At 74.9% G+C, this 16,422-nt stretch carries 17 protein-coding genes; 7 read left to right on the forward strand and 10 right to left on the reverse strand.

The genetic code is table 11. The annotated features are described in order from the left end of the window. Positions 1 to 148 precede the first annotated feature (148 nt). Positions 149 to 1,183: a DUF4349 domain-containing protein gene (locus tag AB0424_RS29125; RefSeq protein ID WP_366309563.1), complete on the reverse strand. Its 1,035-nt coding sequence runs from the start codon at positions 1,181 to 1,183 to the stop codon at positions 149 to 151. A gap of 176 nt (positions 1,184 to 1,359) precedes the next feature. Between AB0424_RS29125 and hemG the strand changes: the two genes are divergently transcribed. Together hemG and hemQ are read left to right on the forward strand one after the other, a co-directional pair. Further along, a complete protein-coding gene (gene hemG / locus AB0424_RS29130) occupies positions 1,360 to 2,823 on the forward strand; it encodes a protoporphyrinogen oxidase (protein WP_366309565.1) in 1,464 nt (487 codons plus the stop codon). A 17-nt stretch (positions 2,824 to 2,840) separates the two neighbouring features. After that, a complete protein-coding gene (hemQ, locus tag AB0424_RS29135) occupies positions 2,841 to 3,554 on the forward strand; it encodes a hydrogen peroxide-dependent heme synthase (protein ID WP_366309567.1) in 714 nt (237 codons plus the stop codon). 198 nt (positions 3,555 to 3,752) lie between these two features. Here the strand turns inward: hemQ and AB0424_RS29140 are convergent, their stop codons facing one another. The 4 genes from AB0424_RS29140 to AB0424_RS29155 form a co-directional block, all read right to left on the reverse strand. After that, a complete protein-coding gene (locus AB0424_RS29140) occupies positions 3,753 to 4,511 on the reverse strand; it encodes a TIGR04222 domain-containing membrane protein (RefSeq protein WP_366309569.1) in 759 nt (252 codons plus the stop codon). A 69-nt stretch (positions 4,512 to 4,580) separates the two neighbouring features. Beyond that, positions 4,581 to 5,621: a TIGR04222 domain-containing membrane protein gene (locus tag AB0424_RS29145; RefSeq protein WP_366309571.1), complete on the reverse strand. Its 1,041-nt coding sequence runs from the start codon at positions 5,619 to 5,621 to the stop codon at positions 4,581 to 4,583. 2 nt (positions 5,622 to 5,623) lie between these two features. Further along, positions 5,624 to 7,030: a DUF692 family multinuclear iron-containing protein gene (locus tag AB0424_RS29150; RefSeq protein WP_366309573.1), complete on the reverse strand. Its 1,407-nt coding sequence runs from the start codon at positions 7,028 to 7,030 to the stop codon at positions 5,624 to 5,626. Between the two features lie 128 nt (positions 7,031 to 7,158). Beyond that, positions 7,159 to 7,866 (reverse strand): peptidyl-tRNA hydrolase, encoded by a 708-nt coding sequence (locus AB0424_RS29155; protein ID WP_366309575.1) that lies wholly within the window; start codon positions 7,864 to 7,866, stop codon positions 7,159 to 7,161. A 71-nt stretch (positions 7,867 to 7,937) separates the two neighbouring features. Between AB0424_RS29155 and AB0424_RS29160 the strand changes: the two genes are divergently transcribed. From AB0424_RS29160 to AB0424_RS29175, 4 genes are all read left to right on the forward strand, one after another. Further along, entirely contained in the window at positions 7,938 to 8,615 is a 678-nt protein-coding gene (locus tag AB0424_RS29160) for an AIM24 family protein (RefSeq protein ID WP_366309577.1), read from the forward strand. Between the two features lie 83 nt (positions 8,616 to 8,698). Beyond that, positions 8,699 to 9,550, forward strand: coding sequence for an ATP-binding cassette domain-containing protein (locus AB0424_RS29165; RefSeq protein WP_366309679.1), 852 nt, complete (start codon positions 8,699 to 8,701; stop codon positions 9,548 to 9,550). Further along, positions 9,547 to 10,197: an ABC transporter gene (locus tag AB0424_RS29170; RefSeq protein ID WP_366309579.1), complete on the forward strand. Its 651-nt coding sequence runs from the start codon at positions 9,547 to 9,549 to the stop codon at positions 10,195 to 10,197. Before AB0424_RS29165 ends, AB0424_RS29170 begins: the two co-directional genes overlap by 4 nt. Positions 10,198 to 10,226: 29 nt before the next feature. Beyond that, on the forward strand, positions 10,227 to 10,460 hold the full coding sequence (locus AB0424_RS29175) for a hypothetical protein (RefSeq protein WP_366309581.1): 234 nt from the start codon (positions 10,227 to 10,229) through the stop codon (positions 10,458 to 10,460). A 6-nt stretch (positions 10,461 to 10,466) separates the two neighbouring features. On the opposite strand, the gene AB0424_RS29180 is transcribed toward AB0424_RS29175, so the two are convergent. The 5 genes from AB0424_RS29180 to zapE form a co-directional block, all read right to left on the reverse strand. Then, positions 10,467 to 11,324: a polysaccharide deacetylase family protein gene (locus AB0424_RS29180; RefSeq protein WP_366309681.1), complete on the reverse strand. Its 858-nt coding sequence runs from the start codon at positions 11,322 to 11,324 to the stop codon at positions 10,467 to 10,469. 115 nt (positions 11,325 to 11,439) lie between these two features. Then, positions 11,440 to 12,261, reverse strand: a complete 822-nt coding sequence (locus AB0424_RS29185) for a PPK2 family polyphosphate kinase (RefSeq protein WP_366309683.1) — start codon at positions 12,259 to 12,261, stop codon at positions 11,440 to 11,442. Between the two features lie 210 nt (positions 12,262 to 12,471). Then, the gene (locus tag AB0424_RS29190; protein ID WP_366309583.1) at positions 12,472 to 13,890 is read right to left on the reverse strand and encodes an alkaline phosphatase PhoX; all 1,419 of its coding nucleotides are present in this window, start codon (positions 13,888 to 13,890) and stop codon (positions 12,472 to 12,474) included. Between the two features lie 94 nt (positions 13,891 to 13,984). Further along, a complete protein-coding gene (locus AB0424_RS29195; protein WP_366309585.1) occupies positions 13,985 to 14,410 on the reverse strand; it encodes an OsmC family protein in 426 nt (141 codons plus the stop codon). Between the two features lie 34 nt (positions 14,411 to 14,444). After that, positions 14,445 to 15,530, reverse strand: a complete 1,086-nt coding sequence (zapE, locus tag AB0424_RS29200; RefSeq protein WP_366309587.1) for a cell division protein ZapE — start codon at positions 15,528 to 15,530, stop codon at positions 14,445 to 14,447. Between the two features lie 36 nt (positions 15,531 to 15,566). On the opposite strand from zapE, the gene AB0424_RS29205 reads away from it, so the two are divergent. Continuing rightward, on the forward strand, positions 15,567 to 16,355 hold the full coding sequence (locus AB0424_RS29205; RefSeq protein WP_366309589.1) for a pyrimidine reductase family protein: 789 nt from the start codon (positions 15,567 to 15,569) through the stop codon (positions 16,353 to 16,355). Positions 16,356 to 16,422: the final 67 nt, after the last annotated feature.

The raw sequence follows: 16,422 nt of genomic DNA on the forward strand, positions 1-16,422 counted from the left end.
TGAGGGCGCGAAGGAGGGCGGGGCGAATCCGGGAGGAGCGAAGGCCGGAGGACCCGCGGGCGGCGGGGCGAAGGCCGGCGGCGCGGAGGCCGGAGTGCCCGCCGCGTCGCCGCCGATGACCACCAGTCGTTCGCTCATACGGGAGACGCTACTTCCCGGAGAGCTCCGGGGGCTCCGGTGCCGGGGAGACCCCGGCGGCGTTCCGCACGGGCACGGGCTGACCGGGGCGGGGCACCTGCGCCGTCGCGGGACGCTCCGCGGCCCGGGCGGCCGCCCGGGCGGCGAGACGGGGCCGGACGAGCCGGCGCCACAGGACGAAGCCGACCAGCGCCACCGCCAGCCAGGGCGCGAGGGCGGCCAGCACGACGCCGAGCCAGGCCACCGCGGCGACCAGCGCGTTCCAGCCGCCGCCGAGGGCCTCCCCGAAGCCCGGACGGCCGTCCTCCTCGGCCGCCGCCGAGGGCTTCGCCTTCTCGGTCAGGTCGAGCGTGATCGTCGCCAGGGAGGTGCGGTCCTTCAGCGACGCCTGCTGGGCGAGGAGCGACTCCAGGTCCGCCTGACGGCGGCTCAGCTCGCCCTCCAGGGTCACGACGTCGGCCAGCCGCTCCGCCCGCTGCATCAGCGCCCGGACGCGTGCCACGCTCGCCCGCTGGGTGGCCACCCGGCTCTCCACGTCCACGACCTGCTCGGTGACGTCCTTGGCGTCGGCCTTGCGGGCGAGCAGCCTGCCGGTTCCCGCGAGGCCGGTGAGGACGGAGTCGTACCGCTCCTGCGGCACCCGCAGCACGAGGTGGGAGGTGACGGAGGCGTCGTCGACCCGCTCCGTGGTCTCGTTCTCGATGCGCCCGCCCGCGTCCGCCGCCACCTGCCGAGCCGTGGCCAGCGCCTTCGTCACGTCCGCGACCTCCACGGAGAGCGAGGCGGTGCGGATCACGTGCTGGGGCGCCGGCACCTTCGCCGTCGGCGCCGCCGCGCCCGAGGAGCCGTCGGCGGCGCCCCTGTCCGCGTCCGCCGCCGACCCGTCGGCGGGCTTCGCCGCGCTCAGGTCCGCCTTCTCGTCGCCGGTCGAGTCGGCCCCGGCGCCGCAGCCGGTCAGCACGAGCGAGGCGGCGAGCAGCGCCGCCGCCATCGATCCCGCCCGTGCCGTGGTCCGCGATCTCGCCGTCGTTCGTGCGCTCCGCATGGGTCCCCCCGAGGGTGGTGGGTGAGTGTCGCCGGTTTGACGTACGGGCCGGGGGAACGGGTTGCCCTCCGGCGGTAGCGATGCGGTCACGGTCCGGCCTCGGAAAGGGCGCGGCGGACGCAGCCCGAAGCCGCCCGGCGGTCGGGAGGAAGCGGGCGATTTGAGAGAGTGGTCCCATGAACGCGGACACCACGGGACCCCATGTCGTCGTCGCGGGAGGCGGAATCGCCGGACTCGCGGCCGCCCACCGGCTGGCCCTCGCCGGTCACCGGGTGACCCTCCTCGAAGCGGACGGCCGGGTCGGCGGCAAGCTCCTCGCCGGGGAGATCGCCGGAGCACCCGTGGACCTCGGCGCGGAGTCGCTGCTCGCCCGCCGCCCCGAGGCGATCGCCCTCGCCCGCGCGGTCGGCCTCGGCGACCGGCTCCAGGCGCCCGGCACCACCACCGCGTCCGTCTGGTCCCGGGGGGAACTGGTCCCCATGCCCAAGGGCCACGTCATGGGCGTCCCCGGCGACGCCCGCGCCGTCGAGGGCCTGCTCTCCCCGGAGGGCCTGCGGCGCGTCGGACAGGACCTGGAACTGCCGCCGACCGAGATCGGCGAGGACGTCGCCATCGGCGCGTACGTCGCCGAGCGCATGGGCCACGAGGTCGTGGACCGGCTCGTCGAGCCCCTCCTCGGCGGGGTGTACGCCGGCGACGCCCACCGCATCTCGATGAAGGCCGCCGTACCCGCCCTCTTCGAGGCCGCCCGGGTCCACCCCACGCTCACCGCCGCCGTGCGCGCGGTCCAGCAGGCCGGCGCGGCCGTCCCCGCCGATGCCGCGGGCGCCGCCACCGGCCTGGGCGGCGCCGCCTTCCTCGGCATCGACGGCGGCATCGGCACCCTCCCCGGCGCCGTCGCCGACGCGATCCGCGCCGCCGGCGGGGAGATCCTCACCGGCACGCCCGTCACCGGGCTGCTCCGCGTCGGCGACACCGGCTGGCGGGTCAGGACCCCGGACCGGGTGTTCGACGCCGACGCGGTGCTCCTCGCCACCCCGGCCGGCGCCGCCGCCGCGCTGCTGGAGGACCACGCCCCGGACGCCGCCGCCGGGCTCGCCGGGATCGAGTACGCCTCCATGGCCCTGGTCACCCTCGCCTTCCGCCGCTCCGACGTGCCCGACCTGCCGGGCTCCGGGTTCCTGGTGCCGCCGGTGGACGGCCACACCGTGAAGGCGTCCACCTTCTCCGCCCAGAAGTGGAACTGGGTCGCCGAAGGCGCCCCCGACCTGTTCGTGCTGCGCACCTCCGTCGGCCGGCACGGCGAGGAGCAGCAGGTCGACCGCGACGACGCCGACCTCGTCGCCGCCTCCCTGAAGGACCTGGCCGCCGCCACCGGGCTCGCCGCCCGGCCCGTCGCCGGCACCGTCACCCGCTGGATCGGCGGCCTTCCCCAGTACCCGGTGGGCCACCTCGCCCGCGTCGCCCGTGTCCGCGGGGCGCTCGCCGCCCTGCCCGGACTGCGCGTCGCGGGAGCCGCGTACGACGGCGTCGGCATCCCCGCCTGCGTCGCCTCGGCCCACCGCGCGGCCGACGAGATCGGCGAGGAGATCATCGCCACGTCGAAAAGGACCGACCCCGGTGCGGGGCACTCCTCGTGACGGGCGAGAATAGGCGTATGAGTGCGCCCGAAAAGATCCCGAACGCCGGTAAGAAGGCGAAGGACCTCAACGAGGTCATCCGCTACACCCTGTGGTCCGTGTTCAAGCTGCGCGACGTTCTGCCCGAGGACCGCGCCGGCTACGCCGACGAGGTCCAGGAGCTGTTCGACCAGCTCGCCGCCAAGGACATCACGATCCGCGGCACGTACGACCTGTCCGGTCTGCGCGCCGACGCCGACGTCATGATCTGGTGGCACGCGGAGACGAGCGACGAGCTCCAGGAGGCGTACAGCCTCTTCCGCCGCACCCGGCTGGGCCGCGCTCTGGAGCCGGTGTGGTCGAACATGGCGCTGCACCGCCCCGCCGAGTTCAACAAGTCGCACATCCCGGCCTTCCTGGCCGACGAGACCGCGCGCGACTACGTCTCGGTGTACCCCTTCGTGCGCTCCTACGACTGGTACCTGCTGCCCGACGAGGACCGTCGCCGCATGCTCGCCGACCACGGCAAGATGGCCCGCGGCTACCCGGACGTCCGTGCCAACACGGTCGCCTCCTTCTCGCTCGGCGACTACGAGTGGATCCTCGCCTTCGAGGCCGACGAGCTGCACCGCATCGTCGACCTCATGCGCCACCTGCGCGCCTCCGAGGCCCGGATGCACGTCCGCGAAGAGGTCCCGTTCTACACCGGCCGCCGCAAGAGCGTCGCGGACCTGGTGGCGGGCCTGGCCTGACGGCCGTACGAACCTGGTGGCGGCCCGGCTCCCGGCCGGGCGCGCCACCCCTCGACCCGGAAGATCAGACGGCAGGCGGGCACCATCCGCCGGCCGCTCCAGCGACACCGGGTCCGGCTCCGGGTGCGGCGCGCGTGCGCGCGCCGCACCGGCGTCATTCCGGGGCCTCTCCCCAGGGGCGCCCCGCCCCCTCGCTCCTCACGGCCGGTGCCGGGTGTCGTGTCCCCGGAAGGCCGCGCGGAGCTCCGGCTCCAGGGCCGCCGGCCCGCGCGTCGCCAGGGCCGTGAGCGGATCGGTCGCGCAGAGCCCGGAGAGCAGCCGCTGCCCGGCCGGTGAGGCCCAGCGGGTGTACGGGTAGCGCTCGAACGTCCCGATGAGCAGGCAGAGCCCCGATCCGGTCAGCGGCAGCGAGAACGCGGCGAGCACCAGGGTGCGCTCTGCGGCCGGCACGAGCAGCGCGGAGGCCGCCCCGAGGACCAGGCCCAGCAGGAAACCGGCCTTCACCGTCCGCACGCCGTCCGCGATCTCCCGGCGGCCCGACGCCGGCACCGCGAGCCCCCGGCCGACGAGCCGCTCCTCGACGGCCCGCACCGAGTCGTCCGCGGCGACCACCGGCCGGACGGCGGGCACCGGGCGCTGCCCGGCGGGCCCGATGGCGCCGACCACGGCCCGCTCCAGCGCGTCGCCCGCCGACCCGCCCGCGTCCACGACCGTGGCCCAGCCGGTGTGGGCCAGCAGCAGCCGCCGCGCCCGGTGCATCGTCACCAGCGTCAGGTCCGTGACCCGCAGCGGACCCCCGGCGAGGTACGCCGCCTCGCACAGGGTCAGCTCCGCGCCCGCGTCGGCGTGCCCGTCACCGGGGCGCGGCCGGGCGGCGGCGAGCGTCGCCCGGCAGACCCGCGCGCAGCCGAGCCCCGCCGCGACGCAGGCCACCAGGAAGAGCGGAACCCAGATCATGTCCGAGTTCTACGGCAGGACGGGCGGGCCCGCCACTCGAATGGGCGTGCCCGCCGTGCGGAGAACGGGTCAACTGCTGGAGCTGGAGCACGAGCTCCCGCTGGAACTCGAACACGAGCTGCTGCTGGAGCTGGAGCAGGAGCTCCCGCCGGAGCTGCCGCAGCTCGATCCGCCACCGGAGCAGGAGCCCGAGGAGCAGGATCCCGACGAGCACGAACCGGCCGAACAGGAGCTCCCGCCGGAACCCGTGTCCGACCCGGCGCCGCAGCCGCCGGCGCCCGCGCACCAGGTCGTGGCCAGGCCCAGGGCCGCCGCGTCCGAGGAGGAGTACGAGCCCGTCGACGGACGCCGCCCGCGTCCCCGGCGCGGGGTCCCGTGGACCCGCGCGGCGGCGAGGAGCTGCTCCCGCAGCACCGGGTCCGGCAGCGCCCGCAGCCCGTGCAGTGCCACCAGGTGCCCGGCGTCCGCGAGGTGGCCGTGCCCGCGGCCGTACGCCGACACGGCCCGCAGCCCGGCCGGGGTGATCCGCTTCGCGGAGACCGCCGCGCACGAGATGGCCGCGGCCCCGCAGGCGAGGAGCAGCGGCAGCGTCTTCACGAAGAGCGGCACGGACGCCTCGGTGCTCGTGGCGAAGTCCACGATCGTGAGGACCGCGGTGACGGGGAAGAGCAGGAAGGCGCCGAAGCCGAGCACGCCGCACCACCGGAGGATCGTCCGCCGGCTCGCCGGGTCCACGACCAGACCGCGCCCGGCGAGCCCGTCGCCGATCTCCTGCACGGCGGGGTGCCGCATGACGGCGAGCCGCAGGTGGTGCAGTGCCCCGTGCGGGGCGCTGCCGTGCTCCTGGAGCACCGCGCGCTCCACCGGGTCGTGCGCGGTGGGGCGGACGACGGCCACGATCCCGGGGCCGCCGATCGCCAGCCGGCCGTCGGCCTGCAGCGAGGCGAGCGCGGTGTCCACGACCCGCGCCGGACCGCCCGTCAGGAAGGCCGCCTCGTACCGGTCGTGGACCGGCCCGCCCGGGCCGCGGCGCGAGCGGACGACCCGGGCGACGAGCAGCGCGATGCCGGTGAGCCCGGCCGCGTAGAGGCCGAGGACGACGATGCCCATGGTCATCTCCTGACGAGTGCGTGACGGGCGGCCCGGACCAGCCGGGTCGCGCGGCCGGGCGGGCGGCTGCCGGAACGGTCCTGCCACCACTCCGTGAGCGCGCGCCGCGCCACGGGGTCCTCCGGGCGGTCGGCGAGCAGCAGGTGCTCCACGAAGTCGAGCGCGTCCCGGCGGTAGCCGCCGGTCATGGGGCGGGTCCGGGCGTACGCCAGGAAGGCCGGCCGGAAGCCGCCGCCGAGGATCTCCGGCAGCTCCGGTGCCACCTTCGCCACCACCCCCGCACGCTTCGCCGCGAGCGCCCGGCTCTGGACCCCGATCCGTCGGCTGTCGAAGCCCTCCGGCACCGGCGTCCCCGCCACCAGCGCCGACAGCAGCGACGCCTGGGCGACCCCCACCCGCTGACGGGCGGAGCCGTCGGGCGTGGCAGCCTCGGTCGCGGACCCGGCCCCGGTCAGGACCGGAGCGCTCGGCATCGGGCCGCCCGAGACGCGGGCCCCGGCGCCGATGAGCAGCGGCTGCGCCGCGGACGAACGGGGCGCGATGACGGCGTCCCCGCGCGCGCTTCCCTCGGCCCGGGCGGCCGTACGGGCCCGGGTCACCGTCCTGCGGATCGCCTCCAGTTCACCCGCCAGCTCCGGCGCGGCCGGGAAGTCGTCGTCGCGCTCCAGCAGCACCCCCGGGGGCGCCACCCGCGACGCGAGGTCGCCGAGCACGTCGAGGACCGCGGGCGGCACGGGGTGGGCGTGGGTGTCGTGCCAGACGCCGTCCCGCTCGACCCCGCCCGCCACGTGCACGTACGCGAGGGCGTCGACCGGCAGCTCGGACAGGGCCTTCGCCGGGTCCTCGCCGCGGTTGACGTGGTTGGTGTGCAGGTTGGCGACGTCGATCAGGAGCCGTACCCCCGTACGCTCCACCAGCTCCGCCAGGAACCGGCCCTCCGTCATCTCCTCGCCCGGCCAGGAGATGAGGGCGGCGATGTTCTCCAGGGCGAGCGGCACCGGGAGCGCCTCCTGCGCGATCCGCACGTTCTCGCAGAGCACGTCGAGCGCGTCCCGGGTCCGGGGGACGGGCAGCAGGTGGCCCGCCTCCAGGAGCGGGGTCGCGGTGAGCGGCCCCCCGGCCCGTACGAACGCGATGTGCTCCGTGACCAGCGGCGCCCCCAGCGCCACCGCCTTCTCCCCGAGCGCGGCGAGCCGCGCAGGGTCGGGCCGGTCGGCGCCCCCGAGCCCCAGCGAGACGCCGTGCGGCACGACCGTCACGCCGCGCTCGCGCAGCCGGGTCAGGGAGTCGGGCAGATGGTCGGCGCAGATGTTCTCCGCGACGACCTCCACCCAGTCGACGCCTGACAGCGCCTCCACCGCCTCCGCGATCTCGGGACGCCAGCCGATGCCGATGCCGAGTTCCGTCATGTCCCCCTCCTTCGGTCCCCAGTCCCCCACGTGATGGCCCGGGCGCGGACGTTCGAATCCAGGAAGGGGGACGTTCAGAGCTTCATTTGAGGTTCGCGCCCTCCCGGAGCGGTTTCGGGGGTCCGCGCCTACGGCCGCGGCAGGCGGAGGTGGGGGGCGAAGCGGGGGCTGCCCTCGGCCGCGACGGTCTTGCCGGGGGCGATCTCGGTGAAGCCGGCGTCGCGCACGACCGGGAGGTCGCTCGCCGCGAGGGCGGCCCAGTGCTCGGGGGTGGCGGTGCGGACGGCGAGCGGGAAGCCGGCCTGCTGCCAGGACGCGCGGTCGGCGTCGTCCATGGCCCACCAGAGGAGCTGGGCGCCGTGACCGGTCTGGGCCATCGTCTTGCCGGCCGACATGTCGAGCCCGGGGTTGAGCCAGAGCACGACGGCGCCGTCGGGCACGGGACCGGGCGGGGCGGGGTCGTCGAGGTCGGTGCCCGAGACCTGGAGCTTGGCGAGTTCCTTGGGCCAGCCGTCGAGCGGGACCGGCGGGAAGACCCGCACCTCCGCCTCCGCCCCGTCGACCGAGATGCCCGGGAGGGCGCCCGCGCGCCGCCACTCGGCGCCGCGGGCCCGGCGGACCACCTTGCGGATCCGGGCGTCCTGCCAGTCGGTCATCGCCTGCGCCCACTCCCCGTCGCCGACGGAGCGGTCGTCGGTGAGGATCTCCAGGACGGCCCGCGCGGCGGTCTCCAGGGCGTCGGTACGGGACGGGGGCGCGTCGCGCTCGATGCGGACGACCAGGGGGAGGACGAACTGGGGCTTCTCGTCGCGGAGATCGGTCTCGTTGCTGCTCACCGGGCAAGTCTGCCATCGCCGTGAGGGGTGAATCTTGTGGGAATCATCGCTTCCGGGCCAGGATGCCCCCCATGAAGAGTGATCTTTTCGCCGGCGAGCACCTCGCCGAGACGGCGGACTTCCCGGGGATGACCCTCCAGAACGCCAAGTCGGTCAAGTACACCGTGAACGGCGAGATGCACGCCCGGCAGGGCTCCATGATCGCCTTCCGCGGAGACCTCCGGTTCGAGCGCAAGGCCCAGGGCATCGGCGGCCTCCTCAAGCGGGCCGTCACCGGCGAGGGCCTGGCGCTGATGGCCGTGCGCGGCCAGGGCGAGGCGTGGTTCGCGCACGAGGCGCAGAACTGCTTCATCGTCGAGATCGAGCAGGGCGACGCGTTCACCGTCAACGGCCGCAACGTCCTCTGCTTCGACGCGACCCTCCACTACGAGATCAAGACCGTGAAGGGCGCCGGCATGACCGGTGGCGGCATCTTCAACTCGGTCTTCTCCGGCTACGGCAAGATCGCGCTGATGTGCGAGGGCAGCCCGATCGTCATCCCCGTCACCCCGCAGGCCCCCGTCCACGTCGACACCGACGCCGTCGTCGGCTGGAGCGAGCAGCTGCACACCTCGCTGCACCGCTCGCAGTCCCTCGGCTCGATGATCCGCGGCGGCTCCGGCGAGGCCGTGCAGCTCAAGCTGGAGGGCCAGGGCTTCGTCGTCGTCCGGCCCAGCGAGCTCACCCCGCAGAAGAACACCTCCGGCTGAGCCGGCGGCAGGGGCACGTGCGGACCGGGCGCGGCGGGGCGGAGACGGAACGGGGCGGCGGAGCGGCCGGGGCGGGCCCGCGGCTGGAACGGCTCGGGCGCCGGCACGGCCCGCGCGGGCCGTGGGTCCTGCGCGGGGTCGACCTCGTCCTGCCCGCCGCCGCCCTCGTGCGGATCACCGGTGTCAACGGAACGGGCAAGTCGACCCTCCTCCGGCTCCTCGCCGGAGTGGACGCCCCCACCGAGGGCCGCGTGACGGGCCGTCCGTCCCGCACCGCGTACGTCCCCGAGCGCTTCCCGGCCGCCCTGCCGTTCACGGCCGCCGACTACCTGGTCCACCTCGGGCGGATCCAGGGCCTCGGCCGCGCGGCCGCGAGGACCCGGGCGGGGGAGTGGCTGGAGCGCTTCGGCGCGTCCGGCCACGCGGGTACGCCCCTGGCCGCCCTCTCCAAGGGCACCGCCCAGAAGGTCGCGGTCGCGCAGGCCCTCCTCGCCGACCCCGCCCTCCTCGTCCTCGACGAGGCGTGGACCGGTCTCGACAGCGGGGCCCGCGCCGAGCTGGACACCGCCGTCCGCGAGCGCCTCGCGGCCGGTGCGACCGTCGTCTTCGTCGACCACGACCCGCGCAGGCTCGCGGGCGAGGCGGACGAGGCGTACGCCGTGGAGGCGGGCCGGGTGCGGCCGACCGGGCAGGACCCGGCGGACCCCGGACCGGCCCGTGCGCCCGGCGTGCTCGTACGGATCACCGCGTCCGGCGGCGGACCCCTTCCGGCCCGCCTGCCGGGCGATCCGGTCAGCTCGCCGGCCTCCGGTCCCGACGGCGCCGGTACGCGGGTGCTCACCGTGGACGCGGCGCACTCCGACGCCCTGCTCGGGGCGCTCCTCGCGGCCGACTGGCACATCCACCACCTCGACACCGAAGGCGTACGGGTATGACGGCGCTCCTGCGCTACCAGTCGGGCCTGCTGCTCCGCTCGCAGCGCTGGCTCGCGCCGCTCCTGCTGTACGTGGCCGTCGTCGGCGTCGGTGTGCGCGCGGGCGAGCCCGTGCTCGGCGCGCTCGGCTTCACCGCCGCCGCCGTCCTCCCGGTGGCGGCCTGGTCGGTGCGGATCTGCGTCACGCAGGAGCCGCCCGCCGCCCGGAACGTGGTCGCGGCGGCCGCCGGTCGGGGCCACGCGCATCTGGCCGCGCTGCTCACCGGCGCCGCCTGGCCGGTGGCGGTCGCCGTCGTCGCCGTCCTGCTGGTCACGGCGGCGGGCGACCGGCGGGGCGTCACCGCGTTCGCCGCGGCGTCCACCGGGCTCCTGGCGGCGCTCGCCTGCGCCCTGACGGGCGCGGCGGTCGGCGCGCTGTCCTCGCGCCCGTTCCTCGCGGCTCCCGGCTGGTCCCTGACGGCCCTCGTGCTCGGCTCGCTGCTCGCCCTGGTGACCACCGGGTCGCCGGCGCGGCACGCCGTGACGGCCCTCGTGACCGGGGCCCGCTCGACGACCGCCGACCCGCCGTGGCTCGCCTGCGCCGGCGCCCTGCTCCTCGCCGCGGCGACGGCGGCGCTGTCCTGCCGGGCGACGGCACGCCTGGAATGAGGACGGGCGGGGTGAGTAGGCTCGGTCACATGACCGAGTCCACGCCGTCCACGCCGGCGGAGTCGCCCCCGTCCACCGAGACCTCGGGGGCGTCCTGCGGCACGCCCGCGACGGGTCCGCGGCACGAGCCGGCGGCCGAGGGGCCGTTCGCCTCCTGCGTGCTGTGCCAGGAGCCGACCGAGTACGCGCGGTCGGTCAAGGGCATCACGCTCTGCCCGGTCTGCGAGTGGCAGGAGGCCCAGCGCAACGCCTGCTCCGGCTGACCGCGGTCAGCGGCTCATCAGCTCGGAGACCTTCACGAAGCGGTAGCCGCGGGCGCGCAGTTCCGGGACGATCCGGCGGATCGCCCGCTCGGTCACGGGAGCGGCGCTGCGGGTGCAGTGCATGACCACGAGCGAGCCGGGCCGCACGCCGTCGAGCACCTCGTCGGCGACGGCGTCCGCGTCGTGGGCGAAGGCGTCGCCGCTGACCACGTCCCACTGGACGGCCGTGACGCCGGCGGGGGCCAGGGAGCGCAGGGCGGTGTCGTCGTAGCAGCCCCCGGGGAAGCGGAAGTACGGGACGACGTTGACCGCGCCCGCGTCCCGGAACGCGTCGAACGCCCGCTGGACGTCGGCCGCCATGTCCGGCGCGGAGACCGTCGGAAGCCCGTAGCAGGGCGACGCGAAGGCGTAGTGGCTGTAGGAGTGGTTGGCGATCTCGAACCGGGGATCGCCGCCGATCGACCGGGCCTGTTCCGGGTACTCCTCCGCCCAGCGGCCGGTCATGAAGACGGTGGCGTCCACCTTCAGCCGCCGCAGCGTCGCGATCAGCTCCGGGTTGTCGAACCGCTCGCCCCGCGCCGCGCGCGGCCCCTGATCGGCCGTCATGTCCGCGTCGAAGGTCAGCGCGACGACCTTCTCCGTGCCCTTGGTCCGGCGCTTGAACACGGGAGTGAGCCCGCCGGGGCCCGGTGCCATGGTCGGCGGGGCGGCCGGCACGCGCGCGGGACGGGGTCCGGCGGCGGCGTCGGCCCGGGGCGGCGGGGTGCGCGAGACGGCGGACGGGTCCGCGGAAGGGGTGGGACCGCCCCCGCCGCCCCCGCCACAGCCGACCAGGGTGGCGCCCAACAGACCAAGCACCGCCAGTTTTCGTACAGAGATGTTCACGATCGGAAGTTAACCGATCAAAGTCGCCAGAGTGTGCGACGCGGCAGCAGCGCGGGGCCGCCATGACCGGACTGGCCGTGCGGAGCCGCCCCGCTCACGTCCGCAGCAGCCGCGCCCTGGACTCCGCCACGTCGAAGTCGCCCGGCGGGTAGGCCGGGTCCAGCGCCTCCAGGTGTTCCAGGAGCAGCGTGCTGACGGCCCAGTTCCGGTACCACTTCCGGTCGGCCGGGACGATGTACCAGGGGGCCGTCGGCGAGGAGCAGCGTTCGAGGGCGATCTCGTACGCCTCCTGGTACGCCGGCCAGAGCGCGCGCTCGTCGATGTCGCCGACGTTGAACTTCCAGTGCTTCTCCGGGTTGTCCAGGCGTTCGAGCAGGCGGGCGCGCTGCTCCTCGTAGGACAGGTGCAGGAAGACCTTGACCACCGTGACGCCGTCGTCGGCGAGGGACTGCTCGAAGCGCTCGATCTGGCCGTAGCGGCGGCCGAGCTCCGGACGGGGGACGAGCTCTCGGACGCGGGCGATGAGGACGTCCTCGTAGTGGGAGCGGTCGAAGATGCCGATCTCGCCGGGCTGGGGGAGGGCCTTCATCACGCGCCACAGGAAGGGGTGGTTGCGCTCCTCGGGGGTGGGCGCCTTGAAGGCGTGGATGCGGCAGCCGGACGGGTTGAAGAGCCCGATGACGTGCTTGACGGTGCCGCCCTTTCCGCTGGTGTCCATGCCCTGGAGGACCAGGAGGAGGCGCCTGCGGTCGCCGCCGGTGCTCGCCGCGTACAGGCGGTCCTGGAGGGCGGCGAGACGAGGGGCGAGAGCGGCGGTGGCGGCGACCCCGGCGGCCTTGCCCGCGGGGCCGGCCGGCGTGGCGGAGGGGTCGTACGAGGCGAGGGCTATCCGCTCGCCCTCGGGGGCCCGGAGCACGTCACGGAGCGCCTGCTGCCGGTGCCCGCCGCGGGCCTCGCGCTCCTCCTTCGTGCCGCCGCGCTTCTTCCGCCCGCTGTCCCGCTTCGGCACCTCGCGCCCCTTCCGCCGTCCGGCTCGTGTTCCTTCGATCCTGCGACGGAATCCGGCCGCCCGCGAGTGGTGCGGGGCGCGGGCGGGCGGCCGGGAGCGGAGTCCGCGCGGTTCAGCTCAGCACCAGGGCCCCGTCACCGCGAAGGTCGTGCCGGGCGTGTAGCAGTTGACGTACATCGTGGAGCGGTCCGGGGAGAAGGTGACGCCCGCGAACTCGCCCCACTCCGGGGCCTCCGGCGTGCCGATGTTCTGGGCGCCGCGGGCGACCGCGTACACCTCGCCCTTCCTGCTGACCCCGAAGACGTGCTGTGCCCCGTCGCCGTCCTCGCACACCATGAGGCCGCCGCTCGGGGCGAGGCAGATGTTGTCCGGCGACTCGCCCGGGAGCTTGGTGTCGGTCTCGGGGCCGAAGACGACGACGAGCGTGAGCCGCCGCCGGTGCGGTTCGTACTTCCAGACCTGGCCGAAGTGGGTGGCGGCGGAGCCGTCCCCCTGGCGGGCGAAGGACGAGACGAAGTAGACGGCCTGTCCGCCCCAGTAGCAGCCCTCCAGCTTCTGGGCGTGGGTGATGCCCTTCGGCCCGAAGTCCTGGAGCCTGATGGGCGTCCCGGTGGCCAGGGGATCCGGCACGGGGACCCATGTGACGCCCTCGAAGCGCGCGCCGGTCTCCTGGATCACGGAGAGGTCGGGGACGCCGGGGACCCGCATGGCCTCCAGCGCTCCGCCGGCCCGGAGCGATCCGGTGCCGCCGAGCGGCCTGTGCGGCAGGAAGCGGTAGAAGAGGCCGAAGGGACGGTCGAAGGCGTCCTCGGTCTCGTACACGATGCCGTTCGTCGGGTCGACGGCGATGGCCTCGTGCTGGAAGCGGCCCATGGCGGTGAGGGGGACGGCCCCGGTGCGGCGGGGGTCGGCGCCGTCGACCTCGAAGATGAAGCCGTGGTCCTTGGTGTAGCCGTTGGTCCCGGCCCGGTCCTCGGTCTCCTCGCAGGTCAGCCAGGTGTTCCAGGGCGTGGGGCCGCCCGCGCAGTTGACGGCCGTGCCGGCGATGGCGACCCGCTCGCCGAGGACGTCGTTCCGGCCGTCGAGTTCCAGGACCGTGCAGCCGCCCTTGGCGCCGGGGTCGTACGTCAGCCCGGGGACGGTGGGGACGGCGATCTTGCCGGTGACGCGGTTCTCGTGGTTGCGGACCAGGTGCACGCGGCCCCGGCGGCCGGCGAAGGCGCCCATGCCGTCGTGGTTGCTGGGCACGAGGCCCTCGCCGGAGCGGAGCGGATCGCCCTGGCGGGAGAGGACGCGGTAGCGGAAGCCGGCCGGGAGGTCGAGGAGGCCGTCCGGGTCGGGGACGAGCGGGCCGTAGCCGGCCCGGGCCCCGTCGGCCGCGGCGCTGCCGGCGAAGAGTTCGGAGAGGGCGCCGGTGAAGGCGATGCCGGCGACGGACGCGCCGGTGCGGGACAGGATCTGACGTCGTGTTGCGGACACGAGGCAACAACCCACTTCCTGTTGGCGGACAGGTGGTGTGTGACGTGTGACCCGCATGTGTGTATCACGCACCGTCGTGACACGTGAACCATGCGGGCCACAACGGCCTCGTGTGGCGCGCCGTCCGTCCGGCCGGCGGCCGTACCGGGGGTCAGGCCAGTTCGGCGGTGAGGGTGATCGTCGTGCCGGTGAGCGCCTGGCTGACCGGGCAGTTCTTCTTCGCGTCCTCGGCGATCGCCTTGAACTGGTCCGCGTCCAGGCCGGGGACCTCGCCGCGCACGGTGAGGTGGATGCCGGTGATGCCCTCGCCCGGCTGGAAGGTCACGTCGGCCTTGGTCTCCAGGCGGGTCGGCGCGTTTCCGGCCTTGGCCAGGCCGTTGGAGAAGGCCATCGAGAAGCAGGACGAGTGCGCGGCGGCGATGAGCTCCTCGGGGCTCGTCTTGCCGTTCGGCTCCTCCGACCGGGCGGGCCAGGAGACGTCGTACGAGCCGAGGCCGGACGAGTCGAGGGTGACGACGCCGGAGCCCTTGAGGAGGTCGCCCTGCCAGACGGTGTGTGCGTGACGCACGGTGGCCATGGTGGATCCCTTTCGCTGGGGTACGGCCACCAAGCTACTGCGGGAGGAGGCCCTTCGCGTCGCGGGCGAGCGCGGTGAGCCGGGAGATCGCCCGGAAGTACTTCTTGCGGTAGCCGCCGTTCAGCATCTCGTCGCTGAACAACCGGTCGAAGGGGAGTCCGGAGGCGAGCACGGGTATCTCGCGGTCGTAGAGCCGGTCGGCCAGGACGACGAGCCGCAGCGCGGTCGACTGGTCGGGGACCGGCCGGACGTCGGTGAGGCAGACCGCGCCGAGGTCGTCGGTGAGCGCGCCGTAGCGGCTCGGGTGAACCCTGGCCAGGTGTTCGAGCAGATGCGGGAAGTCGTCGAGGGAGGCGCCGGGGGTCGCGTACGCGGTCTCCGTGACGACCTGGTCGGAGAAGGGCTGCGGGGCCTCGGGCAGGCCGCGGTGGCGGTAGTCCTCGCCGTCGATCCGCAGGGGCATGAAGTGGGCCGAGAGGCCCTGGATCTCGCGGAGGAAGTCGGCGGCGGCGAAGCGGCCCTCGCCGAGCTTGCCGGGGAGCGTGTTGGAGGTGGCCGCGAGCGCCACGCCGGCCTCGACGAGCTTGCCGAGCAGGCTGGAGACGAGGACGGTGTCGCCCGGGTCGTCGAGCTCGAACTCGTCGATGCAGAGGAGCCGGTGACCGCTGAGGGTCCGCACGGTCTGCTGGAAGCCGAGCGCGCCGACCAGGTTGGTCAGCTCGACGAAGGTGCCGAAAGCTTTCAGCGAGGGCTCGGCGGGGGTCGCGTGCCACAGGGAGGCCAGCAGGTGGGTCTTGCCGACGCCGTATCCGCCGTCCAGGTAGACCCCGCGCGGCCCGGTCGGCGCGGCGGGCTTCCTGGCGAACCAGCGGCGCTTTCCGGCACCGGAGGCGTGCGCCCCGCCCAGCCCCTCGGCGAAGGTGCTCAGCTTCTTGACGGCGTCCGACTGGCTGGGCTGGTTCGGGTCGGGGAGGTACGTGTCGAAGCGTACGGAGTCGAAGCGCGGCGGCGGCACCATCTCCGCGACGAGACGGTCGGCGGGGACGTGGGGCTCTCGGGAGCAGAGCGAGAGCGGGGCCGCCTCGGCGGAGGCGGCTTCGGTGAGGGCGCGGGTCGACACAGTTCCCCACTGTAATCGTCATGTCAGACTGCGAGGATGCGACGCCTGCTCCCTGTGACGGACATGACAGCCCCCGAGCCCGCCGCCGGCCCGGCCGACGCCGCCGGCCGCGAGTGGTCGCTCGACGAGCTCGCCGACGCCTACGCGTATCCGGAGGGTGGCAGCGCGTGGCTGCGGGCCAACATGGTCTCGTCGCTCGACGGGGCGGGTCAGCACGACGGACGGTCCCAGCCGCTCTCCTCGGAGACCGACATGAGGATCTTCGGCACCCTGCGCGGGCTCGCCGACGTGATCGTCGTGGGCGCGGAGACCGTGCGCCTCGAGGGGTACCGCCCGGCCCGGGCGCGGGAGGCGTTCGCCGCCCGCCGGGCCGCCGCCGGGCAGGGCGAGGCGCCCGTGATCGCCGTGGTCACGGCCTCCCTCGACCTCGACTTCTCGCTGCCGCTCTTCACCTCGCCGCTGGTGCCGACGCTGATCCTGACCGGGGCGGGGGCCCCCGCCGACCGGGTCGCGGCGGCCCGGGTCGCGGGCGCCGAGGTGCTGGTCGCGGGCGACGGGGCCGGGGTGGACCCGGCCCGCGCCGTGGCCGCGCTCGCGGCGCGCGGACTGCGGCGGCAGCTGACCGAGGGAGGGCCCCGGCTGCTCGGCCAGTTCGTGGCGGCGGGGGTGCTCGACGAGCTGTGTCTGACGGTCTCGCCGACCATGACCGCGGGGGACGCCCAGCGCATCGCGGGGGGTCCTTCGGTGGCCGTCCCGACACGCTTCTCCGTGGCTTCCGTGCTGGAGCAGGACGGCTTCCTCTTCACCCGCTACCGTCGGATCTGACAATCGGCGGAATTTGTCGTTCCGCTTAGCGTCCGCTGGGCACACTTACTGTCGCAGACCCCGTGCG

The organism is Streptomyces sp. NPDC051180 (assembly GCF_040689545.1).
Taxonomy (GTDB): domain Bacteria; phylum Actinomycetota; class Actinomycetes; order Streptomycetales; family Streptomycetaceae; genus Streptomyces.

Excerpts from the sequence above, each read along its gene's own strand:
- AB0424_RS29195 (WP_366309585.1), bottom strand. The coding sequence starts at position 14,410 with ATGGCCACCGTGCGTCACGCACACACCGTCTGGCAGGGCGACCTCCTC.
- AB0424_RS29175 (WP_366309581.1), top strand. The coding sequence starts at position 10,227 with ATGACCGAGTCCACGCCGTCCACGCCGGCGGAGTCGCCCCCGTCCACC.
- AB0424_RS29125 (WP_366309563.1), bottom strand. The coding sequence starts at position 1,183 with ATGCGGAGCGCACGAACGACGGCGAGATCGCGGACCACGGCACGGGCG.
- AB0424_RS29205 (WP_366309589.1), top strand. The coding sequence starts at position 15,567 with ATGCGACGCCTGCTCCCTGTGACGGACATGACAGCCCCCGAGCCCGCC.
- AB0424_RS29160 (WP_366309577.1), top strand. The coding sequence starts at position 7,938 with ATGAAGAGTGATCTTTTCGCCGGCGAGCACCTCGCCGAGACGGCGGAC.
- hemG (WP_366309565.1), top strand. The coding sequence starts at position 1,360 with ATGAACGCGGACACCACGGGACCCCATGTCGTCGTCGCGGGAGGCGGA.
- AB0424_RS29170 (WP_366309579.1), top strand. The coding sequence starts at position 9,547 with ATGACGGCGCTCCTGCGCTACCAGTCGGGCCTGCTGCTCCGCTCGCAG.
- AB0424_RS29150 (WP_366309573.1), bottom strand. The coding sequence starts at position 7,030 with ATGACGGAACTCGGCATCGGCATCGGCTGGCGTCCCGAGATCGCGGAG.
- AB0424_RS29140 (WP_366309569.1), bottom strand. The coding sequence starts at position 4,511 with ATGATCTGGGTTCCGCTCTTCCTGGTGGCCTGCGTCGCGGCGGGGCTC.
- AB0424_RS29190 (WP_366309583.1), bottom strand. The coding sequence starts at position 13,890 with ATGCGGGTCACACGTCACACACCACCTGTCCGCCAACAGGAAGTGGGT.
- hemQ (WP_366309567.1), top strand. The coding sequence starts at position 2,841 with ATGAGTGCGCCCGAAAAGATCCCGAACGCCGGTAAGAAGGCGAAGGAC.
- AB0424_RS29145 (WP_366309571.1), bottom strand. The coding sequence starts at position 5,621 with ATGGGCATCGTCGTCCTCGGCCTCTACGCGGCCGGGCTCACCGGCATC.